This is a genomic window from Velazquezella soli (assembly GCF_977018685.1).
In genome coordinates, this window is the sequence record NZ_CDRNXF010000001.1 from 59644 (window position 1) to 77196 (window position 17553).

General features: G+C 56.8%; 12 protein-coding genes and 3 pseudogenes. 10 read left to right on the plus strand and 5 right to left on the minus strand.

Features of this window, described 5'->3' with window-relative positions; all coding sequences use genetic code 11:
* Positions 1-10: 10 nt before the first annotated feature.
* The 7 genes from AC0JZ8_RS00285 to AC0JZ8_RS00315 all read left to right on the plus strand — a co-directional run bounded on the left by AC0JZ8_RS00285 (position 11) and on the right by AC0JZ8_RS00315 (position 7432).
* Positions 11-904, plus strand: a complete 894-nt coding sequence (locus tag AC0JZ8_RS00285) for a manganese/iron ABC transporter ATP-binding protein (protein ID WP_471891292.1) — start codon at positions 11-13, stop codon at positions 902-904.
* Positions 901-1761, plus strand: coding sequence for a metal ABC transporter permease (locus tag AC0JZ8_RS00290; protein WP_471891293.1), 861 nt, complete (start codon positions 901-903; stop codon positions 1759-1761). Before AC0JZ8_RS00285 ends, AC0JZ8_RS00290 begins: the two co-directional genes overlap by 4 nt.
* Entirely contained in the window at positions 1758-2603 is an 846-nt protein-coding gene (locus AC0JZ8_RS00295; protein ID WP_471891294.1) for a metal ABC transporter permease, read from the plus strand. Before AC0JZ8_RS00290 ends, AC0JZ8_RS00295 begins: the two co-directional genes overlap by 4 nt.
* A 303-nt stretch (positions 2604-2906) precedes the next feature.
* On the plus strand, positions 2907-3713 hold the full coding sequence (gene aztA / locus AC0JZ8_RS00300) for a zinc ABC transporter ATP-binding protein AztA (protein ID WP_471891295.1): 807 nt from the start codon (positions 2907-2909) through the stop codon (positions 3711-3713).
* Positions 3713-4588: a zinc ABC transporter permease AztB gene (aztB, locus tag AC0JZ8_RS00305; protein WP_471891487.1), complete on the plus strand. Its 876-nt coding sequence runs from the start codon at positions 3713-3715 to the stop codon at positions 4586-4588. Before aztA ends, aztB begins: the two co-directional genes overlap by 1 nt.
* Before the next feature lie 17 nt (positions 4589-4605).
* Entirely contained in the window at positions 4606-5544 is a 939-nt protein-coding gene (aztC, locus tag AC0JZ8_RS00310) for a zinc ABC transporter substrate-binding protein AztC (protein WP_471891296.1), read from the plus strand.
* Between the two features lie 1198 nt (positions 5545-6742).
* Positions 6743-7432, plus strand: a complete 690-nt coding sequence (locus tag AC0JZ8_RS00315; RefSeq protein WP_471891488.1) for a ZinT family metal-binding protein — start codon at positions 6743-6745, stop codon at positions 7430-7432.
* 350 nt (positions 7433-7782) lie between these two features.
* Here the strand turns inward: AC0JZ8_RS00315 and AC0JZ8_RS00320 are convergent.
* A pseudogene (locus tag AC0JZ8_RS00320) lies at positions 7783-8207 on the minus strand (VOC family protein).
* A 414-nt stretch (positions 8208-8621) separates the two neighbouring features.
* Between AC0JZ8_RS00320 and AC0JZ8_RS00325 the strand changes: the two are divergent.
* Positions 8622-9575 (plus strand): TadE/TadG family type IV pilus assembly protein, encoded by a 954-nt coding sequence (locus AC0JZ8_RS00325; protein ID WP_471891297.1) that lies wholly within the window; start codon positions 8622-8624, stop codon positions 9573-9575.
* Positions 9576-9945: 370 nt separating this feature from the next.
* Here the strand turns inward: AC0JZ8_RS00325 and AC0JZ8_RS00330 are convergent, their stop codons facing one another.
* Positions 9946-10839, minus strand: a complete 894-nt coding sequence (locus AC0JZ8_RS00330; protein ID WP_471891298.1) for an AraC family transcriptional regulator — start codon at positions 10837-10839, stop codon at positions 9946-9948.
* A 90-nt stretch (positions 10840-10929) separates the two neighbouring features.
* On the opposite strand from AC0JZ8_RS00330, the gene AC0JZ8_RS00335 reads away from it, so the two are divergent.
* Positions 10930-11874 (plus strand): alpha/beta hydrolase family protein, encoded by a 945-nt coding sequence (locus AC0JZ8_RS00335; RefSeq protein ID WP_471891299.1) that lies wholly within the window; start codon positions 10930-10932, stop codon positions 11872-11874.
* Positions 11875-12452: 578 nt separating this feature from the next.
* On the plus strand, positions 12453-12839 hold the full coding sequence (locus AC0JZ8_RS00340) for a hypothetical protein (RefSeq protein ID WP_471891300.1): 387 nt from the start codon (positions 12453-12455) through the stop codon (positions 12837-12839).
* A 423-nt stretch (positions 12840-13262) separates the two neighbouring features.
* Here AC0JZ8_RS00340 and AC0JZ8_RS00345 read toward each other — a convergent pair.
* The 3 genes and pseudogenes from AC0JZ8_RS00345 to AC0JZ8_RS00355 all read right to left on the minus strand — a co-directional run.
* Positions 13263-13763, minus strand: a pseudogene (locus AC0JZ8_RS00345) (NAD(P)/FAD-dependent oxidoreductase); the annotation flags it as partial.
* 478 nt (positions 13764-14241) lie between these two features.
* Positions 14242-15996 carry a sensor domain-containing diguanylate cyclase gene (locus AC0JZ8_RS00350; protein ID WP_471891301.1) on the minus strand — a complete coding sequence of 585 codons (1755 nt, stop codon included), beginning with the start codon at positions 15994-15996 and terminating at the stop codon, positions 14242-14244.
* Between the two features lie 139 nt (positions 15997-16135).
* A pseudogene (locus AC0JZ8_RS00355) lies at positions 16136-17302 on the minus strand (IS3 family transposase).
* Positions 17303-17553 lie beyond the last annotated feature (251 nt).

Here is a 17553-nt window from a genome sequence, read left to right on the forward strand (position 1 = left end):
GGAACATCCAATGAACGCGCAACCCAGCTTGCAGAAACAGCCTATCGACTGCTCCGGAGGGGTCGGGATATCCGTGACCGGCGCTACCGTTACCTATCGAAACGGTCATACGGCACTCAGAGACGCAAGTTTCCAGATTCCGACCGGATCGATTGCTGCGCTGGTTGGCATCAACGGCTCGGGTAAGTCCACGCTATTCAAAGCGATGATGGGCTTCATCCGTCTCGCCAAGGGCGAAATCCGTGTGCTCGGTATGCCGGTCCCAGAAGCGCTGCGGAAGAATCTCATTGCCTATGTGCCGCAGGCGGAAGAAGTCGATTGGAATTTTCCCGTTCTGGTCGAGGATGCCGTCATGATGGGGCGCTACGGTCGTATGGGGATGATGCGCATTCCGAAAGCCGTCGACCATGAGGCCGTTTCTAGGGCGCTTGCCCGCGTCAACATGAGCGAGTTTCGCAAGCGTCAGATCGGCGAACTGTCGGGGGGACAGAAGAAGCGCGTCTTCCTCGCCCGTGCTCTTGCGCAAGACGGCCAAATTATTCTGCTCGACGAGCCGTTCACCGGCGTTGACGTCAAGTCCGAGGACGAGATCATCACGTTGTTGCGCGAACTGCGCGACGAGGGCCGCGTCATGTTGGTCTCGACACACAACCTCGGCTCCGTGCCGGAGTTCTGCGACCGAACTATCCTGATCAAGGGCACGGTGCTCGCCTATGGCCCGACGGGCGAGACCTTCACGCAGGAAAACCTGGAAAAGGCCTTCGGTGGCGTTCTTCGTCACTTTGTTCTGAGCGGCAAGCCGGCGCCGTTCGGTGTCTTCCGGGACGACGAGCGGCCATTGATCCTGCAAGGTGGCAAGCCAACGGTCGGAGAGACGGACGACGCCAATGGAGGCAGGAAATGACGTCGATCCTCCTTGAACCTTTTACCTACAACTACATGCTGAACGCGATGTGGGTCTCCGCCTTGGTGGGCGGCGTCTGCGCTTTCCTTTCGTGCTATCTCATGTTGAAAGGCTGGTCACTGATCGGCGACGCGCTCTCCCATTCCGTCGTCCCCGGCGTGGCCGGAGCCTACATGCTGGGCCTACCATTCTCGATCGGCGCTTTCTTTTCCGGCGGACTCGCCGCCGCGGCCATCCTTTTCTTCAACCACCGCACCCAGCTCAAGGAAGACGCGATCGTCGGGCTAATCCTCTCTGCCTTCTTCGGGCTTGGACTGTTTATGGCGTCGATCTCACCCACCTCCGTGAACGTCCAGACCATTGTGCTTGGGAACATCCTTGCAATCACGCCCGGGGATACGCTCCAGCTCGCTACCATTGGCTTTGTCTCGCTGGCGATCCTGCTGGTGAAATGGAAAGACCTGATGGTCGCTTTTTTCGACGAGAGCCACGCCCGGTCAATCGGCATTAACCCGATTGCTCTCAAGATCATGTTCTTCACATTGCTTTCGGCTTCGACAGTTGCAGCCCTTCAGACGGTCGGCGCTTTCCTCGTCATCTGCATGGTCGTCACACCGGGCGCAACAGCTTACCTGCTGACCGACCGCTTTCCCAGGCTGCTCACCATCGCCTTCTTCATTGGTTCGGTCACTAGCTTTGTTGGAGCTTATGCGAGCTATTTTCTCGACGGAGCGACAGGTGGCATCATCGTCGTGTTGCAGACGGCAGTCTTCCTGACTGCGTTCTTACTTGCACCAAAACACGGAATGCTCGCTGCCCGCAGCCGCGCCGAACGAGCAATGGAGACGGGACTATGAGTAATCTAGACACGCTTCTCTCGCCCTTCCAGTTCGACTTCATGGTCAATGCGCTGGTAATCGCAGTTGTCGCCACAATCCCCATGGCGCTGCTGTCATGCTTCCTGGTCCTCAAGGGGTGGTCGCTGATAGGCGACGCGATCTCGCACGCCGTCTTTCCGGGCGTTGTCGTTGCCTACATCATTGGCATTCCCTTCGCCATTGGCGCCTTCATCGCCGGAATGTTCTGCGCCATCGCGACGGGCTTCCTCAGTGATAACAGTCGCATCAAGCGCGATACGGTAATGGGTGTGGTCTTCTCCGGCATGTTCGGCTTTGGCCTGGTGCTCTACGTCAAGATCCAGTCGGACGTGCATCTCGACCATATCCTGTTTGGCGACATGCTGGGTGTCTCCTGGCGCGACATCGCAGAAGCGGCCATCATATCCACCTTCATCGCCGGCATGATCGGCATTAAGTGGAAAGACTTTCTTCTCCACGCTTTCGATCCTGCGCAAGCCAGAGCCGTTGGCTTGCGGGTCAACCTTTTGCACTACGGGTTGCTTTGCCTCATCTCGTTGACAATCGTTGGCGCCCTGCCGGCCGTTGGCATAGTCTTAGCCATCGCTATGTTGATCGCGCCGGGTGCCATCGCATTTGTGCTGACCCGCACACTCAGCTCCATGCTGCTCCTGTCCCTCACGATTGGGGTGATCGGTTCCTTCGTCGGCGTCTATCTGTCCTTCTTCATCGACAGTGCACCGGCGCCAACCATAGTGCTTCTGCTCTCGATAATCTTTGTCGCCGCCTTCATCCACGCCACCCGTAAGACGACGAGGATCGAAACATCGCAGGCGACGTAAAGAAGCACTATGCGCGACACTCGGCTGCCGCTCGCCGAGTTCTTGACCAAGCGTCGCCATGCCGTTGGGATCGCTGTGCTGCGCCAGGATCCCAGACTGCTTGTCCGCGCCCGGTGCATGCGTGCATCGAAGCAGTTCGTGAACCATCGACAACGCGATTCCCGGCCGTTTGCCCCTCTGTTTAAAATCGGCGAACTTCGTTTCGTCAGGGTTGCGTCCTTTCTTCCAAGTCGGTAAACGTAATAACATTACATGGTGAACGGCGCGTTGCGCCCCACGGGCCGCGGGAGATAGACAGTAGTCGTGACTGAAGCATGCCTTGCCTTTGACAATCTGACCTTGGGCTACAATCGCCATCCTGCTGTGCATCACATGACCGGTGTCGTACGCAAAGGAAGCCTCGTGGCCGTTGTTGGCGGGAACGGCTCAGGTAAATCGACCCTTATGAAGGGTATCGTTGGCTTGTTGAGGCCCATGAGCGGGACGTGCTCGATAGCACCCCGCACCCGCTTCGCTTATTTGCCACAGCTCTCCGAGCTGGATCGGTCATTTCCCGCTCGTGTGCATGACCTGGTGTCGCTCGGTCTCTGGCCCAAAAGGGGCCTTCTGGGTCGCCATAGCGCAGAAGATAGGCAATCGGTATTGCAGGCGTTGATGGCCGTCGGCCTGGAAGGGTTTGAGAAACGCTCCATCGATACCCTTTCCGGAGGCCAGATGCAGCGCGCGTTGTTTGCTCGTGTTCTGGTGCAAGATGCTGACCTGATCCTGCTCGACGAACCCTTCAATGCTGTCGATGCCAGGACGCTTTCTGACCTGATCGGTCTCATCAAGCACTGGCAGGGTCAAGATCGCACAGTCATGGTCGTGGTGCATGACCTTGATCTGGTGCGCGAGCATTTTCCCGAGGCGCTTCTTCTGGCGCGGCGCCCGGTCGCATGGGGCGAGGCGCGCCAGACATTGTCTGCCGAAAATCTGCTTCGCGCACGCCAATTCGGCGAGGCATGGGACGAGAATGCCCCGTGGTGTGGGCAATCAGCTCGCAATCTTCATCATGGGACGCCGGATGGTCATGACGGCGTAGCAGCGCCATCGGCGCGTGGCGGGGTGTGATCAGTATGCTGTATGAAACTTTTATCCAGCCTTTCGTAGAGTTCGGGTTCATGCAGAGGGCGCTGTTTGGTGCGTTCATGTTGTCGCTCAGCGCTTGCCCGGTCGGCGTCTTCCTCATGTTGCGCCGCATGAGCCTGACTGGCGATGCAATGGCGCATGCGATCCTGCCTGGTGCGGCTGCTGGCTTTCTGCTTTACGGCCTCGAGATCATTCCTATGACCATTGGTGGTTTGATTGCCGGCGTGGTCGTAGCACTGGGGGCCGGCGCCGTCGCCCGGTTCACGATTCAGAAAGAAGACGCCTCTATGGCCGCCTTTTATCTGATTTCACTCTCGCTTGGCGTGCTCATGGTTTCTTTGCGGGGCTCAAGTGTCGATCTTATGCACGTCCTGTTCGGAACGGTGCTGGCGCTGAACAATGATGCATTGATCCTGATCGCCATGGTGTCGGTGACCACGCTTTGCGCCCTCGGAATTTTTGGACGTGCGCTGGTGGCTGAATGTATGGACCCACTGTTTTTTCGCTCCGTGTCACGCCTCGGTTCGCGGGTACATTTTCTGTTTCTTGGCCTGGTCGTCACCAATCTGGTCGCCGGCTTCCAGGCGCTTGGCACCTTGCTTGCGGTCGGCTTGATGATACTGCCTGCGGCTGGCGCACGCTTCTGGACGCAAAGCGTTGCAACAATGTGTCTGTTGTCGGTTGCTATCGGGCTGGTTTCCTCGGCCGTGGGCCTCCTGTTGTCCTACCACGCATCTTTGCCATCCGGACCAGCGATCATGTTATCGGCAGGTTTTGTCTACTTTATCTCGGTCATTGCGAGCCCTCGCGGCCTGCTTCTGTCGCGCCTGCGGCGCACCGCTCACCGTAGCGCTTGAACTGCACTGGAAACATTATGAAGAACCTCAATAAGTTCATCACCACGTTGGCCGTCATGTCACTTGCGTCATTGGCTGTTCCAGCGCTCGCGCGTGCGGAAAAGCTATCTGTCGTCGCCAGTTTCTCGATCATCGGCGATTTTGCGAAAGCTGTCGGCGGCGAGCGTATCGCTCTGCGAACACTGGTTGGTCCGAACAGTGATGCCCATGTTTACGAACCAAAGCCAGCGGATGCCTTGGCGTTGGCCAAAGCGGACGTCATTTTAGTCAACGGGTTGCTCTTTGAAGGCTTCATGGACCGCCTGATACAAGCAAGCGAAGCTACAGCAAAAGTGACCGTTTTGACCGAGGGCGCGGACATCTTGAATGATCCGGCGGGTGGCCATTATCACTATGTCGATGGAAAGGCGGTCTTTCATGCAACGCCGAACGATCCCCATGCGTGGCAGTCTGTAGGCAATGCCAAGATCTACATCCAGAACATTGCCAAAGCGTTTTGTGCAGCAGATGCACAGGGCTGCTCGACATATGACGCAAATGCTGCCGCGTACACAGAACAGTTGGCGGCTCTTGCCAAGGAGATCGAGGCAGCTGTGAGCGCGATCCCGCAAGAGCGGCGTGTAGCGGTTGTCGCGCACAACGCCTTTCGCTACTTCGAGCGGGATTACGGCGTGACCTTCTTAGCGCCCCAGGGCGTTTCTACCGAATCTGAGGCATCTGCCGCAGACGTCGCCTCGCTTATTCGTGAGATCCGCGAGAAGCGTGGTGCTGCCGTATTTGCAGAAAACATTTCGGATGCACGCCTCGTCGAGCAGATCGCTTCAGAAGCCGGACTAACGCTCGGCGGCACCTTGTATTCGGACGCCCTGTCGCCAGCCGGCGGACCCGCGTCGACCTACATCGACACGATGCGGCACAACGTCCAAACCCTCACATCTGCGATCAACCGCGGCTGAGTCACCGTCCAACTGACGGAAAAGCCGCCTTTTGAATGTTATGTAATATCATAAATAGGAGAGATGAATGAGACATTTAATCCGAGGCGCATCTGCGTTGGCGCTATCAACGGCCTTGCTGGGATCGGCGGCGCTCGCTCAGGATGATGAGGACAGTGTAACACTTTACCGCGTGTTCGTCGGCGACCATAAGGATCCGAAGGTCACGGCGTTTGACCTGAGCAAGCCCGAGAAGCGCTGGACGTTCGACACAGTCGGCCAAAATAAGCTTTACAGCGTCAATGAAGGCGCCAGCGTTGTCGCGGTTCAGTCTGACAATGATGCCGTCAATTTTATCAATAGCGGCATTTCCCTTCACTCGCATGGTGACCATTCCGACATCACGATTACCGATCCGTCGGCCGTGGAAAAAGCCTTGACCGGCCCGCGCCCATTTCACGTCATCGACCATGACGGCAAGATCGTCATCAACTTCGACAAGGGTGGCTACAACGAGATCGTCGACGCTCATGAGCTGACCGATGGCCAGATTGGATCGATACGCCTGAAGCAGGCCCGAGCTCATCATGGTTTTGCGGCGCCTGTCGGAAACGGCTGGGTAACGACGGTCGCTTCCGATGCTCCGGTCGAAGGCGATTCTGCTCCGACGCGCGTCGGTTTGCGTGCGGTGAAGGAAGACGGCACGCCCACAGGTGATGTCGCATCCTGCACAGGTATTCACGGCGAAGCCTTTTCCGGCGCTTACCTCGCAGCGGGATGCAAGGAAGGCATTCTGACGGTGATGGTGAGCGCCGATGGCCCAGTGACCAAGATGCTGAACTATCCTGCCGACATGCCGAGCGGCGAGACGACCGGCACGTTGCTGGGTGCCAAGAGCATGCAGGTGTTTCTCGGTAACTATGGCGCCAAGGGACTTGTCGTTGTTGACCCCGCGGACGAGCCGAACTTTCGCTACATCGAGCTTCCTTTCCGCCGTATCGACTTTGCGCTTGATCCTGCCAATGCCCGCTTTGGTTACGCATTGACGGAAGATGGCACTCTCCATCAGATCGACGTCCTTGATGGGAAGCTTGCTAAAAGCGCTAAGGTGACAGATCCCTACTCGATGGATGGGCATTGGAACGATCCGCGTCCGCGTATCGCCATGGCGGGCGATGACATTGTCATGACCGATCCCAATGCCGGATTGGTGCGTCGCATCTCCAAGACTGAACTTAAGGAAGTCGGCACGATCAAAGTTGAAGGCAAACCTTATAACATTGCGGTTGCCGGTGGCAGCGGCAAGGTCCACGAGCACGCTGACGGTGATGCTCATGACCATAGCGGGCACGAGCACGCTCACAGCCACGGCGATCCCAAGATCTACGCCGGTTATTTTGAGGACAGTCAGGTCAAGGATCGCCCGCTGGGTGATTACGCTGGCGATTGGCAGTCGGTCTATCCTTACCTTAAGGACGGCACCCTTGATCCAGTATGGAAGCATAAGGCTGAAAAGGGCACTTCAAGTGTAGAAGAGATCCGCGCCGAGTACGAAGTCGGTTACAAGACGGATGTGGACCGCATTACTATCGACGGCGACGTTGTCACCTTCTTCAAGGGGGGCCAGGGGTCCAAGGGCACCTATGCCTATGACGGCAAGGAAATCCTGACCTACAAGAAGGGCAATCGCGGCGTCCGGTTTATCTACAAGAAGACAAAAGGCGATGCCAGCGCTCCTCAGTTCATCGAGTTCAGCGATCACGGAATTGCTCCGAACAAGGCTGACCACTACCACCTGTATTGGGGCAACGACCGCGCCGCGCTACTGAAGGAAGTCACCAACTGGCCGACTTATTACCCGTCTTCATTGAAGGCAGACGAGATCGTCAGTGAAATGAAAGCTCACTAATCGATCGAGCCTTTCCAGACATCCGGTCATGACTGATCGGATGTCTGGATTATGCAGCGCATGGGTATCCGAGGGCGGGCCGGGAAGAGGCAGACAGGCCACATCGTCCGGGCCCTAGCTCACGAGCATTAAATCCTGCTGCTCGACAACCCCACCAACCATCTCGATATCTACCATCAGATTGCTATCCTCCGCGTGTTGAAGGTTCTAGCCCGAATGTAGCTTATGGCTCTGCCGTGGAACCTTAGTGCCGCATTGCCAAAGCTGATGATGCGGTCCCGTTGATTAAGATTACGAACATCCGGTTGATCGGTACCGCTGTCTCAGACAGTGGATAAATATTCGAAGTTCTAGTCAGCGGGAGCAAGCAGGTGAGGGTTCCAAACGACATCCCATAGATGTCCGTCCAAATCACGGAAATAGCCAGCGTAGCCGCCGTAAAAAGTTGTCGCCGGGCTTTTACGATCTCGGCTCCCGCTCGCCCTGCGGCGTCTGTAACCGCATCGACCTCTTCTTTGGTCGAGACATTGTGCCCGATGGTGAAAGACGTCGAGCTAGGAGGATCTAGCGGCAAGCCTGTGTCATGAGCGACGTCTACCTGCGACCAAAGCGCGAGCTTCAAGCCACCAGCAAGATCGAAAAAAGCTACTGCGCCATGTTCGAACTCACGTCCAATGATGCCTTCCGTTGGCAGGCCAAGGCCGTCGCGGTAGAAGGAAACAGATTTCTCAAGGTCCTTAACGCCAAGCGTCAACACTGTTACTCTAGCTTCCATGCCCAAACTCCCACATTGTCGCGCGCACCATGCACGCGCATTGTAGTCTTGGGCCGCAAGAGAACAGCGGAAGGACCCATATTGATGGGGGCTGGGCCAACCTTCCCGAGCCTAACCTGTTTTAGACGGCAGGATGCTAACTTGCGGCCATTCCGTCGTCAAGACGACTGCCGTTGCGCGGAGCCGGAGAAGACCTCTCCCTAGCAGTTATGGATCAGGTGAGACGTCGGGGAGGGCGATCTTCGCTAAGTTGCGGATCGGCCGAGACTACGAGGGCGGTCTATTAGTTAGTAAATGCTAATAAAGCAATTCCGCAATAAGCAACGCCAAGTGTTGACGTCTAATATACCGTGTTCCTTACGTTCGTTTTTACCTCCCACTTCTAAAAACAACGAACACGCTGGGGGGACGACTTTGACTATACGAAATATCTTACAGGATCGCGGTGGCAACTTTGGTATGATTACGGCTCTTGTGGCGACGCCGCTGATCATAGCTGCCGGTGGAGCGATCGACTACACCTTGGCAACCCGCGAGAAAGTTAGCGCACAGGGTGTTGCCGATAGCGCGGCGCTCGCTGGCGCACGCGTCTTTAACGGAACGAATGCAGGTGCCGCCAAGGTTGCAGCTGAACGTTTTCTAGCGGGTTACGCAAAGAGCTTGCCGGCCGGTATGACATATAACGTTTCCATGACCGGGCAGACAGTGCTGGTGACCGTTAGCGGTAGTTCGCAAAATGCTTTCTTGGGGATGGTCGGCCTGAAGACCATTCCTATTGGTGTCGCTGCCTCGGCCATAGCGCCGATGAAACCAAAGTCAGTCACTTTCACACCCACGCAAGCCCAAGGCTTTTGGTACAAGAAAGTATCGATCCTTGTTACACGGGCTGGCAGCTCCGCAGAGCAAGCCATCGGAACTGTTATCTATCAACCAAAGACACAGCAAAATTCCGGTCAAGGGGATATGACGATATCTCCCGGAGAGGAGTTCGAGCTAGGAAAGTACTCCAAGCTCGTGCTGCAGATGGAAGTTAAGCAAGACGGATGTCCGCTTGAGTACAAGGCGAAAGTGCACCCGAACAAGGACGTTTTCTGCGAAAAGTTAGGCAAGGGTCAAGCTGGGTACACCGCCTCACTGAAGTACGACACCGTATTGCGCACTGACGATCCCAATACTAGCCACTACCTGTTTGTGGATAAAGTGCAGATGCCCAAGAACGCGTCTAGCCCGCTGGATAAGATCTTGGAGTGCGATCAGAAGGTCAACCACGCGTGGGAGGACGGCGGCGGGTTTGAGCGTCAAGACTTCTTCTACACTGCCGCATCCGTTTGCGCGCCGGATGGTGAATTCGTTCGGTTGACCAAATGATGCGCGGGCAGCCACGACAATTCTAGCATGCAGCCAGATAGGGGTAGGATCTGTGGTCAGCTACAAGTCCGAACCTGCGCATCGACGTTCGCTCCAGCGGCTTCGCAGGGCGTAGCCGATAAATTGAAGCAAGCAAACTCCGGCGAACCCAGGGTAGTACAACTACTCTGTGTCGACATCGTGCTCAGGGCCAACTACGGTCCACGCTCAACGAAGGATCCCGCCTTCATTGCGGACGTTGCGGTCAACAAGTCAGGGTCCCCAAAAGCGGGGATGCCTCCACAGCGGCCTCATGTCGCCTGTGCGCCTTCGAAGCGGACATCGCAGCGCAGGAGCAGCGCAAAATGGACGGCGAGGCGGGCTGTCGAGGTCAGTCTGTTCGGGCGAAAACGCCCGGTGTCACGCCGACATGCCGTGTGAATGCGACGCTGAACGCGCTGGCGGAAGCGTAACCGATCCGTGTTGCGATCTCGACCAGCGGCGCCTCCTGCCGAACCAAAAGGTCTTTTGCAAGCGCCATGCGCCAGCCCGTCACGTATTCCATCGGAGGGACGCCCACCTGCCTTCGGAAGCGGTCGAAGAATGCCGACCTCGACATTGCGGCGGTCTCTGCCAGTTCCTCGACGGACAAGCCCGTGCTGGGGTCCTGATGAATGCGTCGCAACGCTGGAGCCAGGCGGATGTCGGAAAGCCCACGCAACAATCCGGGAGATGTCTCAGCCCCTCCTGTACTCCGCAGAGCATCGATGAAGAGAACTTCCAGCAACCGACTGAGGATCATGTCCCGCGCTGCAAGTCCGCCGACCATCTCTGTGTGAATCATCCTGACGAGATCCATGAGCCGGCGTTCACCTTGGGCATGAACGATGTCCGGCAGCAGCGAGCTCAGCAACTGCTTGTCGTTCGCCAAGAAGGAACAGTGACCCACCATGGCCGTGACGTCGGCCGGTGCGCTCGGATCGCCGAGGCAAAACACGCCGGGACCGGTCTCCAGCCGTCGCGGTAACGTGCCTGGCGGAGGCTGTTGAAAGCTGCTCATGGTGAATGCGTGGATTTGCGGCACGAGAACGAAATCCCCGGATTCGAGGATGATCGGCGATCTGCCGGCGATCGTCAGCAGGCAGCGTCCTTCCACAATCGCACAATAGAACGGACTTCCAAGCTCGCGACGCTCGACCAACCAGGCTCCGCCCGCTGTAACCAGCTTGGCGATCGATGGCATGGGCTTGAGCAGCGAGACGATCTCGGCGAGTGGATCGGACATTTCCGGACTTTCACTAAACAGGTGCGGACGTTCAGATATAGATAATCCTGCTCTCGTCGTCCATCCTGGCAGCGAACAAGGAGACCACACATGACAACGAACAATTTGATTGATACCGCGCGCCGTATTTCAACGCCGGATGCCGCTCTCACGATAGCCTACTCGCCGATCCGCCTCGACATGGTTGGGCGGCAGCCTCTGGAACTGCGTTTGACTGCACCGGAAGAAGGCGATCGCCTCCCCATCGTTATTCTTTCGCATGGATTCGGACCGTCATTCTACGTTCCGTCGAAGGACGGCTACGCGCATTTGGCACACTTCTGGGCGGAGCGCGGCTTTGCTGTCATCCAGCCCACCCACGCGAGCTCCCGCGTCGGCGGCTTTCATGAAGACGCCGAAGGAGCGCCGTTCTTCTGGCGCGAGCGCGTCGCGGAGATACGCACAGTCATCGATCGGCTGTCAGAGATAGAAGAGCGTGCGCCGGCCGTCTCCGGCCGGCTTGACCAAGACCGCATCGCTGCGGCAGGACATTCTTTCGGTGGCCACACCGTGAGCCTGCTCCTGGGCGCGCAACTCCACGGAGAGACTTTTAGCGATCCACGCATCAAGGCTGGGATACTTCTCACCACTCCCGGACGTGGTGGAAAGGATCTGACAGAAGAGAACGCCGCGCGCTTTCCATTCTTTGACCTCGACTTCTCACACCTGACGACACCGAGCCTGGTCGTTTGCGGGGCAGACGACAATCCGCATTTTACGCCCCGTGGCCCGGAGTGGCACGCCGATGCCTACCATGACGCGGTTGGTGCGCATGCGCTTCTGACCCTTCACGGAGTAGGCCACGGCCTTGGCGGCATCGCCGGGCTCGACGCCAAGGAGACGGAGGTCGAGGCGCCGGATGCGCTCGAGGCGACGAAGCGCATGACGCTGGCCTGGTTGAGAACTGCCCTTAGCGATGACGCCAATGCCTGGTCCTCAGCATGTACAGCGTTGAAGGGTCCAGCGAGCAGCCTTGGAACCGTCATCGAGAAGTAAGCGGATAATTGAGACCACGTAATTGGATACGCTTCCGACCAGTATCGGTGTATCAAAAAGGCGGGAGCTAGACGTTGCTTGCGCTTCGTTAGCTCTCCGCGACGCCGTTCCGTTCGATAGGACCGGCTTACGCGATTTCATTGCGGCGAATGGCAGGACATCAAGTAGGATTGACTTCAATGGGGTCGAACTCGGACAGTAGCGCATGATGCCCGAAGTCGGCTCGTCGCCTGCTACACCCTAACATCGGATAGTCTGCTCCCGGCCCCATACTCGTTACATTGAGCGCGGCTTGCTACCAAACACTACTAAAAACGGTGACGCCATCTTCTGGACGACGAGGCCATGTTCTTACCCGCTCAAAAACTCACAGCAAGGATCGGGTTCTTTCTCTCAGAACCTCGTTTCCCTTGCTCATCAGCGCGCACGACGGGTCGCAGCTCGGTCGGCGACTGCCCGCTCTTTGCCTGCCATGCCGATTTGGGAAGAGGAGCAGGGTAACTGACTGCGGTGCGCTTGACGGCGCAAGTCATTCTGGTTGATCACACCGCAATCGCGCGAATAGAAAGCAGTCCCGCATGCCATATTACCTCGTCACCCAGACATCGCTCATGGAAGGCGCGGATGAAGTCGAGGCAGCTCGGAAAGTCCTCACGAAGTTAAAGTCAGATGGCGCCGTAGGATTCACCATGAAATACGATGAAGAAAATATCCAGCACGTGACGGTCGCCAACGTCCCGGCCTCGGAAGTGGCGCAACCGGCTGCCCGAGAGTCCCTACCATCCTCGGAGCAGATGCAGGAAGACAACATGCTTCAGGCCTCAGCTGTCAATCAGGCCCATACCGGTGTCTCCAAGCCGAGACGACTGTCAGCCAGGAGTGTTACTCTTGGACTGAGCCTGTTCGCAGCCGGCGTAGCAGCGGGGATGGTCATAATGGCTCTAGTCGATCGCACTCCTGGATGAGCCACCGATATCTCCAAGAGGATATTGGACTAGAGCTGCCTTTCGCTGTCAACATGATCGCAGAGCTACTTGAGCGGATCGATGGCTCGGACCGCTCTACGATTGCGATGCGAATCCAGCTAGACCCCTTAACTTGGGGGATGACGACCAACTCTCACCGGGTCGTTGGTTCGAATTGGTTCAAGGCGTTGTAATTTTCACGGGTCAGCAATTTGGAGGTCTTGCCGACGCGGCGCGCCGAGCCGGTCGTTCGTTCCTATGTATCGGCACCATCTTAGGCTCGCATGTCGCTCGATCATCATGCAAAAACACTTACAGAACCATCGTTTTGACGGGATCTCGTTAGCGCCGGACAGGCATCCGGGTAAAAGAACAATCCGCCGGCATCCGGCGGATGGTTTGCGTTCGGGAAGATAGGACGCGTTACCCAGAAGCGTTCGTAACGCTGAGCGCAGCGTGGATCTGCGAGACGACGGCTGCACCCTCACCAACCGCTGCTGCAACACGTTTGGTTGAGCCGGCCCGGACATCGCCGATGGCAAAGACATTCGGCAGGCTGGTTTCGAGGGGCAGGGGACTGCGGGGCAAGCTGCAGAGTTTGTCAAAAGCTTGGCCGGTGATGATGAAGCCTTTGTCGTCGGTGTGGACGCGATTGCTGATCCAGCTTGCATTGGGATCGGCGCCGATGAACAGGAAAAGATGGTGGAATGGCAGTTTTTGTTCGCTGCCATCGACCCGATTGTGAATAGTTGCAGAGGTCAGGCCGGTCGCAGGATCGCCAGCGATCGCATTTACCTCGCAGTCCATGTGAAGTTCGATATTGGGCAGAGATCTGATGCGGTCGATCAGATATTGCGACATCGTCTGCTCAAGCGGGCGCCGGACGACGAGGTGCAGCTTTGCGACCAGCGGCGCGAGAAACATCCGTTGCAGGCACCGGCTATAGTTGGCAGACCCCTGACACCAAGGCGATTGTCAGCGTATTGGAAGTCAGTCGAGTGACAAGGCCATGTCTTGGCGGTTCTGGAACCGTGCCATAGATGATTTACGGCTTTATCACTATTCATATAAATCCCTCACGTGGGTCGTGACGGACGCAGACTACTTCAAGGTTATACCCTCGCTGTCGTTTCGAGTGGCAGGCGTAAGGTTTTGAATGATGGTGTGAGGCTGGTTGACCAAGAAGCGTTCGATCGCGTCACGGAACTTGTGAGCTGTATGCTTAGATCGGGCTACTCCCGTTCTATTTTCGAACATGTTTCGGTCTCGGATTCATACGCGGTGGGCTTGCTTGTGGGCGGCGCTACCACCGTAAGCACTACGCAGATTTGAACCTTGCGGCATGGAATCGGACGAGCACCACCGGTCTGCATGGTAGTTCTTGACGAATGCTGGGTAGACCTTAAGCCGCAGCGCTGTTGGTAGAGATCTCTCGATTTACTCGCACCCGATTACGCCCCGCCGATTTTGCGGTGTAGAGCGCCTTGTCCGCCCTTTGAATGATATCCTCAACATCACGGCTGCGTTCATCACTCACGGCGCATCCGACGCTTGTCGTAAACTTCACCGTCTGGTCGCCCGAGACAACCTCGAGCGCGGCGATCTTCCTTTTTAAGCGATCCGCCATTTTTTCCGCGACAAGTTCGTCAGTTTCCCTCAGGAGCACGACAAATTCCTCGCCACCAAAACGTGCGACTTTGTCAGTGGTTCTAATTTCGTCCTTTATGCAAGCGCCGACCGCTCTGATGACCTCGTCGCCGACTGCATGCCCATAAGTATCGTTGACGCGCTTAAAATGATCGATGTCGAACATTAGAATGCTGAATGGACGATCGTAGCGCTCGAAATAGCTTAGCGCATCCTCCGCAAAAGGTAGAAACGCCCGGCGGTTGAGTAAGCCCGTCAATCCATCTGTATCTGCCAATGCCCGCAGCGCATGAAGGTCGGCGCCGAAGCGCATCGCTTTTTCTTCAGACTCTTTCGTGCGGTTTTCCAATTCAAGCTGCAGCGCCGCCATGGCACTACTGGACGCATGTTGATCCGCTTCTGCCACCCCAACCCGGCGGACCAAGGACCGAATAGCCGCAGATAGATGAAGCACTTCGCGCGACCCATGCTGTCTTTCGACTGTCGTTACGCCCGGCTGACGACCGATCTGATCGACGTCGTGCGACAACTTGTGCAGCGGTTTGGTAACCGTGCCAGCCAGCAACCAGGCGACTGCGCTTGCCAGCAATGCTGCTAGTCCGCCAACGATAAGAATTTTGAAAACCAGCGCGTTGGCTGGACCGTAGATCACCTGCGCAGGTTTGCGCGCTGCGACTCTCCAGCCAAGGCCCGGATAGGTTTGATACCCCTTCGTTGCAACAATGGAGGTGCGCATGTCGCCGCCCGAAGCAGCCTCTGTAAAGGTCTGGACATCCTCCTGCGCCGGATCTTGTGTCAGGGTACGGTCGCGGGGGCCTATCAGCATCGTACCGTCACGCCCGATCACCCAGAGTTCAGCATCATCGGCCTGTCTGCCACTTAGCACGGTGCGCTTGACGTCTTCAGCCCATGCCCAGCTCATATGGGCGCCCAACACACCGGCAATTCCGTCGGTTGAGACCACGGGTACTGCGACATCGACGAATCGAAACGGGGCTTCGTCAGGCGACGTGCGAAGCAGCTTGTCCAAGAGCTTTGCGTCATGGACGTCCTCGACAGTTGCCGCCTTGCTTCCGTTTACGAACCAAGGCCTGCTGCTAACTGAGACGCTTTCCAGCATTCCCTTGGTTGCGGCTCTGACATTGCCGTCCATGGTAGCGAAGCCGAGCCATGCATATTCCGGCAAGCTCGATTGAACGCGTTCCAGCGTTTCCCGGATAACTGCAGGATTGTCTTGCCAGACGCCTCTTAGGGTCGGGGAGTGCGCGATGTTCTGAATTTCGCGGTAGCGTTCGAACATGTGTTGATCTAGGCGATCGGCCATGTTTCTTGCCAAGGCCTGAAGCTCGCGGTCAGCCGCAGCGATCACTCCGCTTCGAGCAATGTAAGCTGCGCCGGCCGCGGCAAGTGCAACGGCGCCAGCACAGACAAAAGCTACTAGCAGCGCTGTCTGGACACGTATCGTCAACGTGTCGCGGATCCGCTGGAGCCACGAACGAAACTCGATCAAGGGTAATCTCCGTATATTATGAAAGGAAGTTACAACCAATCGATTTCGGGAGCGTAAACTTCGTTAGCTAACGGAGCACTAATCCTTATTGAGCTTCGGTAGTGTCAGAATAGCCCCGAGTTTCCTAGACACCCTCGGGTCAAGTTTTCTGCCGCTTTTCGAACTCTACGGGCGACAGCATCCCGTTTCTGACATGTTTGCGCTTCGGGTTGTAGAACATCTCGATGTAGTCGAACACGTCTTGCCTGGCTTCGTCTCTTGATCGATAGACCTTTCGACGTATCCGCTCCCGCTTCAACAGATTGAAGAAGCTTTCAGCCACGGCATTGTCATGGCAGTTGCCCCGTCGGCTCATCGAATGAACCAGATTGTGGTGCTTCAGGAACGCTGCCCAGTCCATACTGGTGAATTGCGATCCCTGATCCGAATGCACCAGAACCTTTTCCTTTGGCTTTCGCCTCCAGACAGCCATCAGCAACGCCTGCAGCACGACATCCGTTGTCTGACGGCTCTGCATCGACCAGCCGATAACACGGCGGGAATAGAGATCGATCACCACCGCGAGATAGGCGAAGCCTTCGTTGGTCCGGATGTAGGTGATGTCCGTGACCCACGCCTTGTCCGGAGCAACAACGTCGAATTGACGGTCCAGAGTGTTGTCGATGACAATGGAAGGCCTGCCGCCATAAACTCCGGGACGGCGCTAGTAGCCGATCTGAGCCTTTATCCCGGCAATCCGCGTCAGACGCGCAACCCGGTTGGGGCAGCATGTCTCGCCGTGATCGAGCAGGTCGTCATGAAGCTTGCGATACCTGTAGACCTTGCCGCTCTCTTCCCAAGCCGTCTGGAGCAGATCAATCTGCCGCTTGTCCTCACAGGCACGCTTGCTCAAGGGCATCCGAAGCCAGGCATAAAACCCGCTGGGATGGATGCGGAACAGGCGACACATCATTCGCACCGAGAACCGCTGTTGATGCTGGGCAACGAACGCGTACTTCACTCATTGCCCGGCAGACGATGTTTACATCGTCGAGAGGGGTGCATCCCTGGCGAAATACGCGGTCGCTTTTTTTAATATGTCGCGCTCCTCCGTGACCCGCGCCAGTTCCTTTTTAAGCTGCCTGATCTCTTCGGACTGGTCGTTACCCTGGTTCCCAGACGCTAAGGAGAACTTCTTCTTCCACTCATAAAGCGAGTGCGGGCTTACACCGAGCCGCTGCGAAACCTCCGCAACCGGATAGCCCCGTTCCGTGATCTGACGCACCGCGTCGCGCTTAAACTCTTCGCTGAAATTCGATTTGCTCATGGTGATCTTCTTGCCTCAAAATTAGGAAAGAAGGCGTCTACAAATCTCGGGGCTATTCAATGTAATTCGGCCTATGCCGCTGATGGCGAGGCGGGTGTCTGTGGTGATCTGATGTCCGCTCGCGGTTGTTGTTCGTTCCCTAGCGAGCCAGCCATATCAATTCGGCCGGTGGGTATATGGTAAATCCACCCTGCCGAGACTGCAGTCCAGCATCTTTGACATATTAGTGAACTGGGTATTCAACGGCGCCG

Bases quoted from the DNA above. Each gene is read 5' to 3' on its own strand.
- AC0JZ8_RS00285 (WP_471891292.1), top strand. From the start codon at position 11: ATGAACGCGCAACCCAGCTTGCAGAAACAGCCTATCGACTGCTCCGGA.
- AC0JZ8_RS00290 (WP_471891293.1), top strand. From the start codon at position 901: ATGACGTCGATCCTCCTTGAACCTTTTACCTACAACTACATGCTGAAC.
- AC0JZ8_RS00295 (WP_471891294.1), top strand. From the start codon at position 1,758: ATGAGTAATCTAGACACGCTTCTCTCGCCCTTCCAGTTCGACTTCATG.
- aztC (WP_471891296.1), top strand. From the start codon at position 4,606: ATGAAGAACCTCAATAAGTTCATCACCACGTTGGCCGTCATGTCACTT.
- AC0JZ8_RS00330 (WP_471891298.1), bottom strand. From the start codon at position 10,839: ATGTCCGATCCACTCGCCGAGATCGTCTCGCTGCTCAAGCCCATGCCA.
- AC0JZ8_RS00335 (WP_471891299.1), top strand. From the start codon at position 10,930: ATGACAACGAACAATTTGATTGATACCGCGCGCCGTATTTCAACGCCG.
- AC0JZ8_RS00340 (WP_471891300.1), top strand. From the start codon at position 12,453: ATGCCATATTACCTCGTCACCCAGACATCGCTCATGGAAGGCGCGGAT.